This is a genomic window from Paraburkholderia sp. BCC1876 (genome assembly GCF_902833695.1).
Classification (GTDB): Bacteria; Pseudomonadota; Gammaproteobacteria; order Burkholderiales; family Burkholderiaceae; genus Paraburkholderia.
The window spans coordinates 200,043-216,052 of sequence record NZ_CADFGI010000006.1 but is presented as its reverse complement, the minus strand read 5'-3'; the positions used below and the strand labels follow the sequence as shown (position 1 = coordinate 216,052).

17 protein-coding genes are annotated in these 16,010 nt (G+C 64.5%); 9 read left to right on the top strand and 8 right to left on the bottom strand.

Annotated elements, in window-relative coordinates:
- Positions 1-50 precede the first annotated feature (50 nt).
- The 6 genes from HWY05_RS22760 (at position 51) to HWY05_RS22735 (ending at position 6,280) form a co-directional block, all read left to right on the top strand.
- Positions 51-1,184 (top strand): ABC transporter substrate-binding protein, encoded by a 1,134-nt coding sequence (locus HWY05_RS22760; protein WP_176059717.1) that lies wholly within the window; start codon positions 51-53, stop codon positions 1,182-1,184.
- Positions 1,181-2,005, top strand: coding sequence for an ABC transporter permease (locus tag HWY05_RS22755; protein WP_035546666.1), 825 nt, complete (start codon positions 1,181-1,183; stop codon positions 2,003-2,005). The genes HWY05_RS22760 and HWY05_RS22755 overlap by 4 nt, the downstream gene beginning before the upstream one ends.
- A 50-nt stretch (positions 2,006-2,055) precedes the next feature.
- On the top strand, positions 2,056-2,979 hold the full coding sequence (locus tag HWY05_RS22750) for an ABC transporter permease subunit (RefSeq protein ID WP_176059716.1): 924 nt from the start codon (positions 2,056-2,058) through the stop codon (positions 2,977-2,979).
- Positions 2,976-4,028, top strand: coding sequence for an ABC transporter ATP-binding protein (locus HWY05_RS22745; protein WP_176059715.1), 1,053 nt, complete (start codon positions 2,976-2,978; stop codon positions 4,026-4,028). The genes HWY05_RS22750 and HWY05_RS22745 overlap by 4 nt, the downstream gene beginning before the upstream one ends.
- Before the next feature lie 46 nt (positions 4,029-4,074).
- Positions 4,075-4,902 (top strand): phosphodiesterase, encoded by an 828-nt coding sequence (locus HWY05_RS22740; RefSeq protein ID WP_176059714.1) that lies wholly within the window; start codon positions 4,075-4,077, stop codon positions 4,900-4,902.
- 166 nt (positions 4,903-5,068) lie between these two features.
- Positions 5,069-6,280, top strand: a complete 1,212-nt coding sequence (locus HWY05_RS22735) for an MFS transporter (protein ID WP_176059713.1) — start codon at positions 5,069-5,071, stop codon at positions 6,278-6,280.
- Between the two features lie 75 nt (positions 6,281-6,355).
- Here the strand turns inward: HWY05_RS22735 and HWY05_RS22730 are convergent, their stop codons facing one another.
- From HWY05_RS22730 to HWY05_RS22710, 5 genes are all read right to left on the bottom strand, one after another.
- Positions 6,356-6,784, bottom strand: a complete 429-nt coding sequence (locus HWY05_RS22730; RefSeq protein ID WP_244146678.1) for a response regulator — start codon at positions 6,782-6,784, stop codon at positions 6,356-6,358.
- A gap of 20 nt (positions 6,785-6,804) precedes the next feature.
- A complete protein-coding gene (locus tag HWY05_RS22725; protein WP_176059849.1) occupies positions 6,805-7,437 on the bottom strand; it encodes a response regulator transcription factor in 633 nt (210 codons plus the stop codon).
- Positions 7,438-7,632: 195 nt separating this feature from the next.
- Positions 7,633-8,211 (bottom strand): ferritin-like domain-containing protein, encoded by a 579-nt coding sequence (locus HWY05_RS22720; protein WP_176059711.1) that lies wholly within the window; start codon positions 8,209-8,211, stop codon positions 7,633-7,635.
- Between the two features lie 89 nt (positions 8,212-8,300).
- Positions 8,301-8,462 (bottom strand): DUF1328 family protein, encoded by a 162-nt coding sequence (locus tag HWY05_RS22715; RefSeq protein WP_006052455.1) that lies wholly within the window; start codon positions 8,460-8,462, stop codon positions 8,301-8,303.
- A 45-nt stretch (positions 8,463-8,507) separates the two neighbouring features.
- On the bottom strand, positions 8,508-8,684 hold the full coding sequence (locus HWY05_RS22710; protein ID WP_176059710.1) for a DUF1328 family protein: 177 nt from the start codon (positions 8,682-8,684) through the stop codon (positions 8,508-8,510).
- Positions 8,685-8,855: 171 nt separating this feature from the next.
- On the opposite strand from HWY05_RS22710, the gene HWY05_RS22705 reads away from it, so the two are divergent.
- On the top strand, positions 8,856-10,334 hold the full coding sequence (locus HWY05_RS22705; RefSeq protein WP_176059709.1) for a sensor histidine kinase: 1,479 nt from the start codon (positions 8,856-8,858) through the stop codon (positions 10,332-10,334).
- Between the two features lie 222 nt (positions 10,335-10,556).
- Entirely contained in the window at positions 10,557-10,691 is a 135-nt protein-coding gene (locus HWY05_RS22700) for an entericidin A/B family lipoprotein (RefSeq protein ID WP_035546684.1), read from the top strand.
- 315 nt (positions 10,692-11,006) lie between these two features.
- Here HWY05_RS22700 and HWY05_RS22695 read toward each other — a convergent pair whose 3' ends face one another.
- A complete protein-coding gene (locus tag HWY05_RS22695; protein ID WP_035546686.1) occupies positions 11,007-11,804 on the bottom strand; it encodes a DUF4397 domain-containing protein in 798 nt (265 codons plus the stop codon).
- A gap of 360 nt (positions 11,805-12,164) precedes the next feature.
- On the opposite strand from HWY05_RS22695, the gene HWY05_RS22690 reads away from it, so the two are divergent.
- Positions 12,165-14,210, top strand: coding sequence for an NADPH-dependent 2,4-dienoyl-CoA reductase (locus HWY05_RS22690; protein WP_176059708.1), 2,046 nt, complete (start codon positions 12,165-12,167; stop codon positions 14,208-14,210).
- 69 nt (positions 14,211-14,279) lie between these two features.
- Here the strand turns inward: HWY05_RS22690 and HWY05_RS22685 are convergent, their stop codons facing one another.
- Together HWY05_RS22685 and HWY05_RS22680 are read right to left on the bottom strand one after the other, a co-directional pair.
- Positions 14,280-15,212: an EamA family transporter gene (locus HWY05_RS22685; protein ID WP_176059707.1), complete on the bottom strand. Its 933-nt coding sequence runs from the start codon at positions 15,210-15,212 to the stop codon at positions 14,280-14,282.
- Between the two features lie 366 nt (positions 15,213-15,578).
- The gene (locus HWY05_RS22680) at positions 15,579-15,842 is read right to left on the bottom strand and encodes a pentapeptide MXKDX repeat protein (protein WP_035546695.1); all 264 of its coding nucleotides are present in this window, start codon (positions 15,840-15,842) and stop codon (positions 15,579-15,581) included.
- Positions 15,843-16,010 lie beyond the last annotated feature (168 nt).

Genomic DNA, 16,010 nt, shown 5'->3' with positions numbered 1-16,010 from the left:
CGCACCTCGACCCCGAACCACCCGCTCTCGTCCTCTCCAGGAGACCCGCAGTGATCCGCTCGTCCGCCCGCTTCGCTTCACCGCTTAAGTCGCTTAAGTCGCTTAAGTCACCCCAGTCACTCCAGTCACGCCCGTCGCTCAAGCCGCTCTGGTCCCGCCTCGCGCGCGCCAGCGCCGCCGCGCTCGCCGCCGGCGCGGTCATCAGCACCGCCCTGGGCGCGCTCGCCCCGCAAGCAGCCTACGCCGACGAAACCGCGATCTGCTACAACTGCCCGCCCGAATGGGCCGACTGGGCCAGCCAGATCAAGGCGATCCAGCAAAAGACCGGCATCCGCGTGCCGTTCGACAACAAGAACTCCGGCCAGTCGATCGCGCAACTGATGGCCGAGCAGAAGAGCCCGGTCGCCGACGTGGTGTACCTGGGCGTGTCGTCGGCATTCCAGGCGAAGGACAAAGGCGTGATCCAGCCGTACAAGCCGGCGCACTGGGACGACATTCCCGCCAACGAGAAAGACCCGCAAGGCTACTGGTTCGCGATCCACTCGGGCACGCTGGGCTTCTTCGTCAATAAGGACGCGCTCGAAGGCAAGCCGGTGCCGCGTTCGTGGGCCGACCTGCTCAAGCCTGAATACAAAGGCATGATCGGCTACCTCGATCCGTCGAGCGCGTTCGTCGGCTATGCGGGTGCGGTGGCGGTGAACCAGGCGCTCGGCGGCACGCTCGACAACTTCGAACCGGGCCTCGACTGGTTCCGCAAGCTGAAGGCCAACGCGCCGATCGTGCCGAAGCAAACCGCCTACGCGCGCGTAATGTCCGGTGAAATTCCGATCCTGCTCGACTACGACTTCGACGCCTACCGCGCCAAGTACAAGGATCACGCGAACGTCGAATTCGTGATTCCGAAGGAAGGCACGATCTCGGTGCCGTACGTGATGAGTCTGGTGAAGGGCGCGCCGCACGAAGCGAACGGCAAGAAGGTGCTTGATTTCGTGCTCTCCGACGAAGGCCAGAAGCTGTGGGCCGAGGCTTATCTGCGTCCGGTCCGCGCCAGCGCGATGAGCCCGGAAATGGCCGCCAAATTCCTGCCGGCCGCCGACTACGCACGCGCCAAGCCGGTGGATTTCGGCAAGATGGCGGAGAAGCAATCGAGCTTCGGCGAGCGTTATCTCCAGGTGATGCATTGAACGACATTACGTTCCCACTGCGCTGGCGCATTGCGTTGATCGCGCCGGCGCTGGCGGTGTTCATCGCGTTCTGGCTGTTGCCGATGGGTGCGCTTGCACAACTGAGCGGCGACGGCCACGCCTTCGCCACCTATCGCGCGATGCTGACCAATCCGCGCTACATGTCGAGCCTCGGCGCGACCGTGCTGCTCTCGGCGGCGGTCACGGCGGCGACGCTCGTGCTGTCCGTGATCGCCGGCTTGCTGCTGGCGCGCCGCGAGTTTCCGCTCAAGCGCACGCTGCTCGCGCTGCTCACCTTTCCGCTGGCGTTTCCCGGCGTGGTGGTCGGCTTCATGGTGATCATGCTGGCGGGACGCCAGGGGCTGATCGGCGCGCTCTCGCTCAAACTCACCGGCGATCGCTGGGTGTTCGCGTATTCGATGAGCGGCCTGTTTCTCGGCTACCTGTACTTCTCGATTCCGCGCGTGATCGTCACGGTCATGGCATCGGCCACCAAGCTCGACGCGTCGCTCGAAGAAGCCGCGCGTTCGCTCGGCGCGTCGCCGTGGCGGATTACGCGCGACATCGTGCTGCCCGCTTTGTCGCCGGGTCTGATCGCGGCGGGCGCGGTGTGTTTCGCGACCTCGATGGGCGCTTTCGGCACGGCCTTCACGCTCGCCACCGACATCGACGTACTGCCCATGACTATCTACACCGAGTTCACGCTGAACGCGAACATGGTGACGGCGGCCGGCCTCTCGATCGTGCTCGGCATCGTCACGTGGGCGGTGCTGGCTTTCGCGCGCAGCGTGAGCGGCTCGGCCGTGGCGGCAAGCGCATGAGCGGCATCGTCAAACCCGGGGCAACCCGACAACCGGACCCCGCGTCTTCGATGAACACCCTCCCCGCTCCTTTCCTGCCGGCCGCGAAGCCGCGCTCGCGGTTCAAGCTGCCGACGTCGAGAAGCTGGCTCGCGGCCGGCCAATGGCTCGTCACGCTGCTGCTGTGCGCGTTTCTGATCGTGCCGGTCGTCATGTCGATCATGGCCGGGCTGACGGTCAACTACTTCAAAGGCGTGTCGAGCGGACTCACGCTGCGCTGGCTCGTCGAAGTGTGGACGCAGTATCATGACTCGGTGTTCCTGTCGCTCGAAGTCGCGGCGGCGACCTTGTTCATCACGCTGCTCACCGGCGTGCCCGCAGGTTACGTGCTCGCGCGCAGCAAGACGCGGCTGTCGCGCATCATCGAAGAATTTCTGGTGCTGCCGATCGCGCTGCCCGGGCTCGCGTCCGCGCTCGCGCTGCTGGTGGTCTACGGCGGCTTCACGATGTTCCGCATGAGCGTGGCCTTTATCGTGGTGGGGCATGTGGTGTTCACGCTGCCCTTCATGGTGCGCGCGGTCGCCGCGGTCTGCGCGAGCAGCGATCTGCGCACGCTCGAAGAAGGCGCGGCGAGTCTCGGCGCGAGCTTCTGGCAGCGCTTCGTGACGGTCGTGCTGCCGAATGCGCGGCCGGGTATCGTGGCCGGCGCGCTGGCGGTCGTGACGCTGTCCATCGGCGAATTCAATCTGACGTGGATGCTGCATACGCCCGACACCAAGACGCTGCCGGTCGGTCTCGCCGACACCTACGCGTCGCTGCGCATCGAGATCGGCAGCGCGTACACAATTCTGTTTTTCATCATGACGATGCCCCTGCTCGTCGCGATGCAATGGCTCGGCGTCGATGCGACCGGTCAGCGCAGCGCGGCGAAAAAACGCAGCGCGGCCTCGGCATCGAAGTCCATCATCAAGTCAACGCCCACGTCCACGCCATGAAACTCACCTCCGTTCCCATTACGCTCGCGCAGTGCGCGAAAACGTTTCGCGGCACGCGCGTGCTCGAACCGCTCGATCTGCAGATCGGCGCCGGCGAAACGCTGGTGTTGCTCGGCCCGTCGGGCTGCGGCAAGACCACGACGCTGCGCATGATCGCGGGTCTCGAAACACCGGACGCAGGCGGCCGCATCGCATTCGGCGACGAAGACGTCACCGCGCTGCCGATCGAAAAGCGCCAGGTCGGCATGGTGTTCCAGAGCTACGCGCTGTTTCCGAACCTGACGGTGCGCGGCAACATCGGCTATGGGCTGAAGATCCGGCGCACGGCCGCCGACACCGCGCGCCAGCGCGTCGACGAATTGCTCGCAATGATGCGTCTCACCGCGCACGCCGACAAACCGATCGACCAGTTGTCGGGCGGCCAGCGTCAGCGCGTGGCGCTGGCTCGCGCGCTCGCGGTGCAACCGCGCGTGCTGCTGCTCGACGAACCGCTCACCGCCCTCGACGCGCGTTTGCGCGACACCTTGCGCAGCGAAATGAATACGCTGTTGCGCGAGCTGGGCATTACCACCGTCTACGTGACGCACGATCAGGCCGAAGCGATGGAACTCGGCGACCGCATCGTCGTGATGAGCGCGGGGCGCATCGAGCAGATCGGCTCGCCGCGCGACATCTACTACCGGCCCGCGAATCGCACGGTCGCGCAGTTCGTCGGCACGATCAACCGGCTGGCGGGCGAACGCCGCGATGGCATGCTGACCACCACCGGCGGCGCGGTGCCGCTGCCGGCCTTATTAAGCACCGCGCAAGGCAACGCCGCGCACGAGATTTTCTTCCGTCCGGAAGACGCGTATCTCGCCGATCCGGCCAACGCGCAATTGCGCGGCCACGTGGAAAGCACGGCGTTTCTCGGCGAACGCACCCGTCTGACGATAGGCGGCGCCGCACCGGACGCGTTGCTGATCGATGTCGCGGGCCGCGTCGAATTGGCGCGCGGCACGCCGGTCGGCATCTCGATCGCGCAGGACGCGCTGATTGCGCTATCTTGACGACATCGCGCTGCCCGACTGAGCGCGTTAAAAAAAGGACTACCCCATGCTGCTAGCTCAAATTAGCGACCTGCATATCAAACGGCCGGGCGCGCTCGCTTACCGCCGCGTCGACACCGGCGCGCATCTGGCGCGCTGCGTCGCCGCGCTCAACGCGCTCGAACCGCGTCCCGATGCCGTGATCATGACCGGCGACCTCGTCGACCAGGGCGACCCTGAACAGTACGAGTACCTCAAAGCGCTGCTCGCGCCGCTTGAGATTCCCTACTTCCTGCTGGTCGGCAATCACGACGAACGCGCCGCCTTGCGCGCGGCGTTTCCCGATCGCGCGGAATTGCGGAGCGGCGGCGAGTTCGTGCACTACGCGGTGGATATTGGTCCGCTGCGTTTGATCGCGCTCGATTCGATGGTGCCGGGTCAAAGCGCAGGCTTGCTGTGCGACGCCCGGCTCGCGTGGCTCGCGACGCAACTCGACGCGGCGCAAGGCAAGCCGACGGTGGTCGCGTTGCATCACCCGCCGTTCGTGTGCGGCATCGGTCATATGGACGAATTGCGGCTCGACCCGGCGGCGGCCGACAAACTCGCCGCGTTGATCGCGCGTTATCCGAATGTGGAGCGGGTGATCTGCGGCCATGTGCATCGGCCGATGTTCGTCCGCTTCGGCGGCACGATCGCCTCCGCCGTGCCGGCGCCCGCGCATCAGGTCGCGCTCGATCTGCGCGACGACGCGCCGTCAGCGTTCATGATGGAGCCGCCCGCGTACGCGCTGCATCGCTACGATCCGGCGACCGGCATCGTCACGCATCACGCGTATGTCGAGGCCGCCGACGGGCCGTATCCGTTCTATGAACCGGAAGGCGCGTTGATCGACTGATCCGGTCGATTGATTCGATCAACTGATTCGATCGCCCCTGGGCCTTTCCGGCGCGGGGCGAACGCGTCACGCGGCCGCCGGCGCCGTCAGCACGATCGGCCCTGCTCCGGTATGATCGGCACGCTCAAGGACCGCGCATGGGCCGGTCCGTCGAACGTCGCCTCTCATGTCCACACCCAATCCGTCTTCTCCCGCCACCGCCGACCGGTCGTTGCGCGGTCTGCTGTTTCTGCTCGCGACCATCGCCGGTGTGTCGGTCGCGAACATCTACTACAACCAGCCGCTGCTCGACAATTTCCGCCAGTCGTTTCCGGCCGGCGCGTCGTGGGTCGGCGCGGTGCCGGCTGTCACGCAACTCGGCTACGCCGCGGGCATGCTGCTGCTGGCGCCGCTTGGTGACCGTTTCGATCGACGCCGGCTGATCCTGCTGCAAATCGTCGGCATGTGTATCGCGCTGGTCGTGGCCGCTGCGGCGCCGACGCTGACGGTGCTGATCGGCGCAAGTCTGGCGATCGGCGTACTCGCCACCATCGCGCAACAGGCCGTGCCGTTCGCCGCGGAACTCGCGCCGCCGGCCGAGCGCGGTCACGCGGTCGGCACCGTGATGAGCGGTCTGCTGCTGGGAATTTTGCTGGCACGAACGGCCGCCGGTCTCGTCGCCGAATACTTTGGATGGCGCGCGGTGTTCGCTGTGTCGGTCGTCGCGCTGCTGGTGCTGGCGGTAGTGATCATTCTGCGTCTGCCGAAGAGCCAGCCGACTTCGACGCTGCCCTACGGCAAGTTGCTGGTGTCGATGTGGCATCTGATCGTCGAGCATCGCGCGCTGCGCGAAGCGTCGCTGACCGGCGCGGCCATGTTCGGCGCGTTCAGTATTTTCTGGTCGGTGCTGGCCCTGCTGCTGGCCGGTGCGCCGTTCCATCTCGGGCCGCAGGCCGCGGGGCTGTTCGGGATCGTCGGCGCGGCCGGCGCGATGGCCGCGCCGCTCGCCGGCAAGTTCGCGGACAAGCGCGGACCGCAGTCGATCATCACCGTGTCGATCGCGCTGGTGGCGATTTCGTTCGTGGTATTTAGCGCCTCGGCGAAGAGTATTGCCGGGCTCGTGGTTGGCGTGATCATTCTCGACATTGGCGTGCAGGCCGCGCAGATTTCCAACCAGTCGCGCATTTACGCGCTGAAGCCCGATGCACGCTCACGCGTGAATACGGTGTACATGGTGGCGTATTTCATTGGCGGGGCGTTCGGTTCCGGCGTCGGCGCGTTCGTCTGGCCGATGTTCGGATGGCTCGGCGTCAGCGTGGCCGGACTCGCGTTCGCCGGGCTCGCGGCGTGGAATCATCTGGCGCTGCCGGCTCGTGCGAAACGTCAGGGTCTGCTTTGACCGGTTGAAAATTTGAAACGTTAGCCGCTATTTTCAGCGGCTTTTTTTAGCCGGCGTTCAAGCCGCGCGAGGCGCTCATTGACCGCCTCGCGCATACGCGTATTCATGCAGCGCGTCGATCACCCGGTCGAACTCGAACGACTTGTCGTAGAAGTGACGCACACCGTATTGCTCGCAACGTTCCCGGTAAGCCGGCAACGCGTGATTCGTCAGCACTGCGGCGAACACCGTGTCGATCAGCCCTTCACGTTGCAAATACGCCAGCACGGGAACGCCTGAGCCCTGCTTGAGTTGCAGGTCCACAATCACCGCGTCGAACGCTTCGTCGGTCAGCAGCGCGATCGCCTGATCGGCGGAATCGGCGTAAGCGCAGACGCGCAGCAAACCCGACGCGTCGATCGCTTCCACCAGGCTGCGGCGGATCAGCGGCGAATCCTCGATCAGCAGCACGCGCAACGGTGCGCGATTCGCTGATTCGGCAACAGGGTTAGGTTCGCTGTTCATCGGCTGGTCTCGATCGTCCATTATTCGATCAGGCCGTTCTTGATCGCGTAATAAGTCAGATCGGCATTGTTCGCCAAACGCATTTTCTCGAGCACGCGCGCCCGATAGGTGCTCACGGTCTTCACGGACAAATGCAATTCCTCCGCGATTTCAGTAGGAAGCCGGCCGGCCGCGAGCTTGCAGAAGATCTGGAACTCGCGCTCCGACAGCGCTTCATGCGGCCGCCCCGCAGCGGGTTTGTCGAGATTGTCGGCGAGCGTATCGGCAACCGCTTCCGATAAGTAACGATGCCCGCGCGCCACCGAACGAATCGCCCGCACGATCTCCTCCGGCTCGCAATCCTTGTTCAGATAACCGTTCGCGCCGGCACGCAGCAGGTTGATCGCGTACTGACTCTCCGGGTAGCCCGACAGAATCAGCACGCCCTGCTCGGGGCGCACCTGTTTGATCACGCGCAACGTGTCGATGCCGTTTTTATCCGGCATCGCGATGTCGAGCAGCACCACGTCGAACACCTGCTCGCGCACGAGGCTGATGGTTTCGTCGCCGGTGGCGGCTTCCGCCGCGACGCACATGTCCGGCTCGTCGGCGACGAACTGCCTGAAACCCCCTCGGACGATCGCATGGTCGTCGGCTATCAACACTCGAATCATCGGCTTGGTGTCCCTGCTGTGGAAACGCTCCAGAGCAGACATTGTAATGATCTCCGGCACGCTGGCGCACCGGTCATGCGGAGCGGTACGAAAGCCGGCGGCGCTTGCCATTCATGCTGCGTGCAACGGACGCGGGACCTTGCTTCTTTCCAGACCCACCCGCGCCCGGCACGCGCCGGCATAGCGTCACCGGGCTTATTCCCGTCCTTCGAGAAGATCCGCCATGTCGTCGGCATGCTCTTCTTCGACCGCGAGAATGTCTTCGAACATACGGCGCGTCGTCACGTCCTTCTCGCCGAGGTAACGAACGATCTCGCGATAGGTGTCGATGGCAATCCGCTCGGCGACCAGGTTCTCCTTGATCATGTCCGTCAGATTGTCGCCTTCCTTGTACTCCGAATGCGAGCGCGTCTTCAGGCCGTCCGGTGCAAAATCCGGCGCGCCACCGAGTTGAACGATGCGCTCGGCGATGCGGTCGGCGTGCTCCTGCTCCTCGGCCGCGTGTTCGGCGAACTCCGCCGCCACGGCCTCCGAGTTAATGCCCTTGGCCATGAAGTGATGCCGTTTATAACGCAAAGTACAGACGATTTCCGTGGCCAGCGCGTCGTTGAGCAGCTTCAGCACGGTCTCGCGGTCCGCCCCGTAACTCTGCGTGACCGGACCGTCGGACATATGCTTGCGCGCGTCCTCGCGAATCTTCTTCAGGTCCATCACGAACGGCTGGTTAGGCGGAGTTTGGGGGGCGGCGCTCTGGGCACCTGGTGACTTCGACATTTAATTTCTCCTTAATCCGTTTTGGGGGGAACAACGCATCCCGCACGAATCGCGCCTGATGCGCCGGTCAAAGAGGAATCGCTGCTCGTCTACGTTCGGAACACGCCGAGCAACAACGTGACCACAAACACGACGAGGAAAATGTAGAACAGGATCTTGGCGATTTCCGCCGCGCCCGCTGCAATGCCGGTAAAACCGAACACGGCCGCTATGATCGCGATCACGAAAAAGACAATGGCGTAGTGAAGCATGGCAACTCTCCTTTCAGTGGGGTTCCGCTCGATGTGCAAGCCGCGCTAATCGACGATCTTTTTCGTCACCACGAAGCCGAGCACGAGGAACACCACGCACAGAATCACGAACACGATAAACAGGAACTTCGCGATCGCGGCCGCGCCCGCCGCAATGCCGGTAAAGCCAAGCAGGCCGGCGATTATCGCTACGACGGCGAACAACAACGCCCATTTCAGCATGGTGGCTTTCTCCCGAAACAATGAATGAACGATCAAGGCTCATGCTATCGATCGGGGCACGAACGCGCATTCCGACGCACGCCGGTTTTCGTGTGAGAATCCGCTTACATTGGATTACGGCAGCGTTACGGCGGTGGACGTTACACTGATGCCCCATCCGAGGAGCCGAATGTGCCAAATGCACAGAACACGTCGAACCTGCAGACCCCGCGCGATCCAGCGGCCGCGACGCGACTGAGTCAGTGGATGCACAACCGCAGCTGGGCCATCGCGATGACGGTTGCGATCGTTATCACCGTAGGCGGCCTGGTGATTCTGGAAACCGCGCGCGAGCGCATTGCCGCCGAGTACGAGACCGCGCTCGACGCCCGCGACGTCACCGTGCAACTGAGCACGCTCGCCAGCCAGCTCTCCAATCTGAGCGCGCAGCAAAGCGATTTTCTTCTGACGAAGCAGGACGCCACCGCGCAAGCCTATTGCGCGACCGCCGCACGGATTCGCCAGAGCGAACAGCAGTTGAACCGCTTCTATCGCGGCGGCAAAGCGGATAACGCCGAACTCACGAGCTTCACGCAGATTCTGGCGCTGATCGAAGCGCGCATCGGCGCGGGCGCCGCCGCGCTGCAACGTGCGGCGCCGCATCCGCTGGATCTGGCCGCGTGTGGGCCGCTGAGCGCGGCGAACCCGGCTGACGCGTCGCTGGTGGACAGCACGCTCACGTTGCTACGCGACAACGAGGAACGCCGCGCGCAGCACGCGCTGGCCGCGAGCCGCGCCGATCAGCGTATTTCCACGCTGTGCGCGGCGGGTTTGTCGGCATTGAACATCGTGCTGTTCATTCTGCTGTTTCGCAATCTCGGCATTCAGATCGATCGCCAGGCGCGCGTGCAGCGTCAGTTGATCACGCAACAGGAAGAACTCGATCAGCTCGTCGGCGAACGCACCCGTCAGCTCGAAGCGCTGGGCTGGCATTTGCAGGCGGTCAGCGAAAACGAAAAGACCCAGCTCGCGCGCGAACTGCACGACGAACTCGGCGCGATTCTGACCGCCAGCAAGATGGACGTGGCGTGGGCCAACCGCAAACTGAAAGACAGCGCGCCGGAGATCTCCGACAAACTCAAACGCGCGCTCGCCAATCTCGACCAGGGCATTGCGCTCAAGCGCCGCATCATCGAAGACATGCGGCCTACCGTGCTGGCCAATTTCGGGCTCGTCACGGCACTGCGCACGCTCGCCGACGAAGCCGCGCAACGCAACAGCTGGACGCTCGATCTGCACCTCCCCGCCGACGATATCCAGCTCGACGAGCAGACCGAGATCGCGCTGTTTCGCGTCGCCCAGGAGTCGCTGACCAATGCCGCGAAGTACGCGCGGGCGTCGAAGGTGTCGATTGCACTGGAGGTCGGCGACGGCCAGGTCGCCCTGCATATCGCCGACAACGGCGTCGGCATCATGCCGGCCGATCTGAAGCGCACTCACACGCATGGATTGCTCGGCATGCGTCAGCGCGTCGCCGCGCACGGCGGGCGTTTCGATATCCGGCGCGGCGAACCGAACGGCACCGACATCGACGTGATGATGCCGAGCGTCAGTACCGCGACGCCGTCAGTCGATCTGCCGGCGGCGACGCCCACGCGCACGCCCGTCTAGCAAGGCGGCACGCTGCATCGTCACAACGCGTGTAGGAGTGCGCCGACGCAAACACCGGAGCACGCCTACAACAAAATCGCGACGCAACTGACAGCGCCGCCCCCGCCCTTTTTTTAACATGCAATCAGACCGGATCGACTGGCGATCTGACACAAGCCCCGGTCGCACGTGCCGGACAGAGTGGGCACGTCAACCGATGCATTCTCGACAAGGAGAACTTTCATGACTCGACTGATCGCTTTGCTTCTCATTGCAGGGACCGCTGCGCTCGCAGGTTGCAACACGATGGCCGGCGCAGGACAGGACATCTCGAAGGGCGGCAACGCCATCACGAACTCGGCGGATCAGGCGAAGTAAGCCGGTCGCCGGGCGACTCGCGGCGGCGCTTTAGCGGCGCTGCCGCGAGTCGCTGCTTTATGCTGTATTTGCAGGGGTATTCTGCTTTTCGCAGGTTTTGCAGGAACAGAAGGCCCGTCGCGAGTCATCTCGCGACGGGCTTTTTTCATGGGCGCAGGTATGTCAAAGACGTGCCAAAGTTGCGCGCACAATCCGCACCATCCGCACCACCCACACCAAACAAAACGGCGACCCACTCGCGTGGATCGCCGCTCCGTCCTCCCCAGGACTGTCCGCCACTCGCAGGCGCTGCACGCGCCTGCCAGCGCGGCGTGCTTACATGCCCGTCAGCGTGTTCGTGAACTCCTGAGCCGGCTGACCGGTATTGCCGTTCTGCGAGATCAGCAGATGGATCTGCCCCGGCAGCAACTGGCTCAGCGTGCCGCCGATCGGCACCGTCGTGATCAGCCAGTCCGCGTTGTTCGACAGCGAGAAGGCCACCGACTGGAAGATCGGCGTCTTGCTGCCGGCCACCGTTGCGATCAGTGCGTAGTCGCCGCCGGACACATAGATCGAATCCTGGCCGCTCGCCGGTATCGCGTTGTTGTATTGCACGCTCGACATGGTCGGGTTGAGGCTGGTCACGTCGGTGGTGCCGGCCGGCACGAGATACAGGTCAAGGTTGGTCGCGTTCTGCGATGCGTTGAAGCCACGCAAACGCGCGCTATTGGACAGCAGGCCCTTGTCGAACGGATCGTCGATCAGGCCGATCGCCGGCGCCGTTACGTTCGGCAAAGCTACGACCGTATAGTTATGGCCGTTCGCGACGTTCGGGAAATTGCCGCTCGCGAGTGCGGTCGTCGTGCCGGTCGCCGCGTAGGCAACCGTGGTCGAACCCGTGCCGATATTGGTGAGGTTGGTCACGCCTTTATAGGCGACGTTGGTTTGGCCCGAAGGCGCGGCACCGTTGACGAGAAAGTCGAGGGCCGGCGCGCTGGGATTCGCATTGATGAAATGGATTTCCGGATTGGTCAGCCCGAGTTCCTTGCCGACGTCGCTGGTACCGCCGCCACCGCAGGCACTCAGTAAGGACGCAACGGCAGCCATGGCCGCGATGGATCGGATCATTTTCATTGTGTTCACCTATATCGATGTTGGGCCTTTGGCCCATTGATTTATGGGTGCTTCGCTTCGAACCTCGGAACGTCCCGCACCGTATTCATCGCTGCTTCGAATGGTGTCTGGACGGCGTTCCGAAACGGAGCACTCCCTCCTTCCCTGCCGCACAACGCGCCTGTTTGGGGAGCGGCGCGGTCCGTGTCGATGGACGCTCGCTTTGAGCAATGCGCGTGCCGCGGGGGTCGAGTTGGCTCATGGCGACGGAAGAATGTCTTACGGCGCAACGATTTACGTGGATTAGAATTTTTCCTCGGCGGGTTGGCACGGCGTGCGGTGTATCGTTCGTCCGCGTCCCATACTTACACGGCCCCCCGCATGCCTTACCAACGCTTACTCGCCGAACTCGATCTCGGCTTCACCCGCTTGCGCAACCGCGTGGTGATGGGCTCGATGCACACTGGCATGGAAGACCGCTTCTGGCATTACCCGAAGCTGGCCGCCTATTTCCGCGAGCGCGCCAAAGGCGGCGTGGGTCTGATCATTACCGGCGGGATCTCGCCGAATCGCGAAGGCTGGCTGCTGCCGTTCGGCGGCACGCTGAACTCGGTGTTCGATCTGCGCAATCACCGGCAGTTGACCGACGCCGTGCATGCCGAAGGCGGCAAGATCGCGCTGCAGATCCTGCATGCGGGCCGCTACGGCTATCAGCCGTTCGTGGTGTCGGCCTCCGCGCTCAAATCGCCGATCTCCAAGTTCAAGCCGCGCGCGCTGAGCGTGGCCGGTATCGCGAAGACCGGGCGCCACTACGCGCGCTGCGCCAGGCTCGCGCAACGCGCGGGCTACGACGGCATCGAGATCATGGGCAGCGAAGGCTATCTGCTCAACCAGTTCCTGTGTCCGCGCACCAACCAGCGCACCGACGATTACGGCGGCAGCATCGAAAATCGCATGCGGCTCGCGCGCGAGATCGTCGAGCGGGTGCGCGCGGCGTGCGGCGAACGCTTTATCGTCGTGTACCGGCTCTCGCTGATCGATCTGGTGGAAGGCGGCAATACGTGGGACGAGACCGTGCAGGTCGCCCAGGCGCTCGAAGCGGCCGGCGTGACGATGTTCAATACTGGTATCGGCTGGCATGAGGCACGCGTGCCGACTATCGTGACCTCGGTGCCGCGTGCGGCCTTCGCCGAACTCAGCGCGCGCCTGAAGGCCTCGGTCAAGGTGCCGGTGATCGTGTCGAACCGCATCAATACGCCCGAGGTCGCCGAAGCACTGCTCGAACAGGGCGCCGGCGATCTGGTGTCGATGGCGCGGCCGCTGCTGGCCGATCCCGAGTTCGTCGTGAAGACCGCCGAAGGCCGCGCGCACGAAATCAACACCTGTATTGCCTGCAATCAGGCCTGTCTCGATCACACGTTCAAAAACCAGCGCGCGTCGTGTCTGGTGAATCCGCGCGCGGGACGCGAGACCGAGCTGGTCTATCGTCCGGTCGCCGGTCCGCAGGCGGCGCGTTCGGTCGCGGTGGTCGGCGCGGGGCCGGCGGGGTTGTCGGCGGCGACCGTGGCGGCCGCGCGCGGGCATCGCGTGACGCTGTTCGATGCGAACGCAAGCATCGGCGGCCAGTTCAATCTGGCGATGCGCGTGCCCGGCAAGGAAGAGTTCAGCGAGACCATCCGTTACTTTCAGAGCCAGTTGCAGCGACATCGCGTCGACGTGCGGCTCGACACGCGCGTCGATGCGGCGCTGCTAGCGGCCGGCGCTTACGACGACGTGATCGTCGCCACCGGCATCGTGCCGCGGCGGCCGGCGATTAGCGGCATCGACGGGCCGAACGTGCTGTCTTACGTGGACGTGCTGCGTGGCGCGCCGGTCGGGCGCCGCGTCGCGGTGATCGGCGCGGGCGGCATCGGCTTCGACGTCAGCGAGTTCCTGCTGCATCGCACCGGCGAGCCGCTGCCGACGCCGCGCGACACATGGCTCGACGAATGGGGCGTGGATCTCTCGGTGCGGGAACGCGGCGGGCTGAAAGCGCCGGTGATGCCGCAGCCGCCGCGCGACATCTGGTTGTTGCAGCGCAAGGCCGGCAAGCTGGGCATGGGACTCGGCAAGACGTCGGGCTGGGTGCATCGCGCGACGCTGGCGAAAAACGGCGTGAAGATGCTCGGCGGCGTGTCGTACCGGGAGATCAGCGCGCGCGGGTTGAAGATCGAGCGTGCCGGTGTCGAGGAATGGCTTGAGGTGGACACGATCGTGGTGTGCGCGGGGCAGGATTCGCTGCGCGATCTGCATCCGGTGGCGGCGGAGGGTGCCACCTCGCAGACTGGCGGCCCGCGCTATCACGTGATCGGCGGCGCCAAGCTGGCGGGTGAACTGGACGCGAAACGCGCGATCCGCGAAGGCGCGGAAGTGGCGGCGGCGCTTTAGTCAAGCGCGGTTTGCGAACGGTAGGCGACGCGCTCGCCGCTCTGCGAACCACGCCTCCCCTCGCACGCCTCAAGCGGCGAGCCCCTTCTTCCGGTAATCGAACCAGAACGACAGCCCCACGCTCGCCAGAATCACCACGGTCGCAATCACCGTGGAACGCGTGACCGGCTCGCCGAGCAGCAGCGCGCCGAGCGCCACGGCAACCACCGGGTTCACGTACATGCAACTGCTGGCAATGATCGGACTGGTGTGCCGGATCAGAAAACCGTACGCCACATACGCGGCCATCGTGCCGACCAGCATCAGGTAGATGAACGCCAGCACCGGCAGAAAATGCACGTCGAGCATCCGCTCGCCGGAGACCCACGCGACCATGCTCGACATCGCGCCGCCCAGACCGATCTGCAGCGAGGTCGACAGAAACAGATCGGACGGCAGCTTCAGCCGCCCGGCCAGATGCGCGCCGCCGGCCCAGAACAGCGCGCCGCACAGAATGGCCAGACTGCCGCCCGCCGAGCCCGGCGAACTGTCGCCGTGACTAAGAATCGCGATGCCGACGAGCCCCAGTCCGACCGCGAACCACTCGCCCCGGCCGATCTTGCGCCCCGCCACCGCCGCGATCACCGTGGCGAACAGCGGCACGGTGGCCACCATCACCGCCGCGGTGCCGGTGCCGACGGTGCGCATCCCGAACGCCAGCATGCCGCTCGACAAGCCGACCAGCATCGTGCCGACCAGCCCGGCATTGCGGATTTCGGCCACGCTCGGCCAGGCCGGCTTGCGACGCACCGCGAAGATAAAGAGGCCAATGCCGGCAAACAGATTGCGCATGCCCGACAGCAGCAGCGGCGGAAACGAGCCGAGCGCGACGTGCACAGCGAGATACGTCGAGCCCCACACGAGATAGACGACGCCGAGCGCTAGCGCGATCTGGCCGTTGCGCGATTGCGGCAGGCGGATGGGAAAACTGCGCGGAAAGCGATTGGGGAGTTGCGGCGACATGCGTTCAACCCGCCCTGACCGCTTGAGGTCCGACGCCCCCGCTGAAGACCCGATGGCGGGATGGCGGACACCGCATCGGCGATGCGGTCGGACGGGCGAGGCTGGCGGACATGTGGTGGAACGGAAGGACGATAAATGGCCAAAGGGCCACAGCGCCGCGGCATTCGAACGGAGTCGATTCGCGGCGAACACGCGCCAAATGCTCGGCGCGCATCGCATTATGCAGTAAGCGCCCACCGCGTCAGTCGAAAGAATCGTAACTTTTTAGCGTCCTTGCAACAAAAAAAGCCGGGGATTTCTCCCCGGCTTTGGCACCGCCTCGGCGCCGCCGCGTTCACGCTATGCGGGCGGCATCGACAGCATGCTTCAGTTGGCCATGGCGCCCGACGCTTCGTGCTTCATGCCCATCGCGTCGCCGCTCTTCTTCATCTTGTCGTGCTTCATCGTGTCCTTTTTCATCGTGTCTTTCTTCATGGTGTCTTTCGACATCGTGTCTTTGGACATGGAATCCTTCGACATCGTGTCTTTCGACATGGCGTCGTTGGACATCGCGCCGCTGGCTTGCGCGAACGCGGCGCCGCCGCTGGTCAGAAGAGCGACGGCCACTGCTGCGATTGCGAACTTTTTCATGGGATAACTCCGTTGTTGTGGATGATTCAAAACCGGTCGATCCGATCGCCTGTTGCACTGATCGGCTGATCGTTTGATCGCCGGCGTATTTCCGAAGCTTCTGCCGCCCGGGGGTGCGTGAGGGGCCTGGCGACCCTGCCGCTCGCCGCCCGCCGCGCGACCCGCGTG

Coding starts and splice junctions, on each gene's coding strand:
- HWY05_RS22720 (WP_176059711.1), bottom strand. CDS start 8,211: ATGTCGAAGTCACCAGGTGCCCAGAGCGCCGCCCCCCAAACTCCGCCT.
- HWY05_RS22680 (WP_035546695.1), bottom strand. CDS start 15,842: ATGAAAAAGTTCGCAATCGCAGCAGTGGCCGTCGCTCTTCTGACCAGC.
- HWY05_RS22710 (WP_176059710.1), bottom strand. CDS start 8,684: ATGCTGAAATGGGCGTTGTTGTTCGCCGTCGTAGCGATAATCGCCGGC.
- HWY05_RS22700 (WP_035546684.1), top strand. CDS start 10,557: ATGACTCGACTGATCGCTTTGCTTCTCATTGCAGGGACCGCTGCGCTC.
- HWY05_RS22695 (WP_035546686.1), bottom strand. CDS start 11,804: ATGAAAATGATCCGATCCATCGCGGCCATGGCTGCCGTTGCGTCCTTA.
- HWY05_RS22745 (WP_176059715.1), top strand. CDS start 2,976: ATGAAACTCACCTCCGTTCCCATTACGCTCGCGCAGTGCGCGAAAACG.
- HWY05_RS22715 (WP_006052455.1), bottom strand. CDS start 8,462: ATGCTTCACTACGCCATTGTCTTTTTCGTGATCGCGATCATAGCGGCC.
- HWY05_RS22750 (WP_176059716.1), top strand. CDS start 2,056: ATGAACACCCTCCCCGCTCCTTTCCTGCCGGCCGCGAAGCCGCGCTCG.
- HWY05_RS22685 (WP_176059707.1), bottom strand. CDS start 15,212: ATGTCGCCGCAACTCCCCAATCGCTTTCCGCGCAGTTTTCCCATCCGC.
- HWY05_RS22730 (WP_244146678.1), bottom strand. CDS start 6,784: ATGAACAGCGAACCTAACCCTGTTGCCGAATCAGCGAATCGCGCACCG.
- HWY05_RS22740 (WP_176059714.1), top strand. CDS start 4,075: ATGCTGCTAGCTCAAATTAGCGACCTGCATATCAAACGGCCGGGCGCG.
- HWY05_RS22735 (WP_176059713.1), top strand. CDS start 5,069: ATGTCCACACCCAATCCGTCTTCTCCCGCCACCGCCGACCGGTCGTTG.
- HWY05_RS22690 (WP_176059708.1), top strand. CDS start 12,165: ATGCCTTACCAACGCTTACTCGCCGAACTCGATCTCGGCTTCACCCGC.
- HWY05_RS22725 (WP_176059849.1), bottom strand. CDS start 7,437: ATGATTCGAGTGTTGATAGCCGACGACCATGCGATCGTCCGAGGGGGT.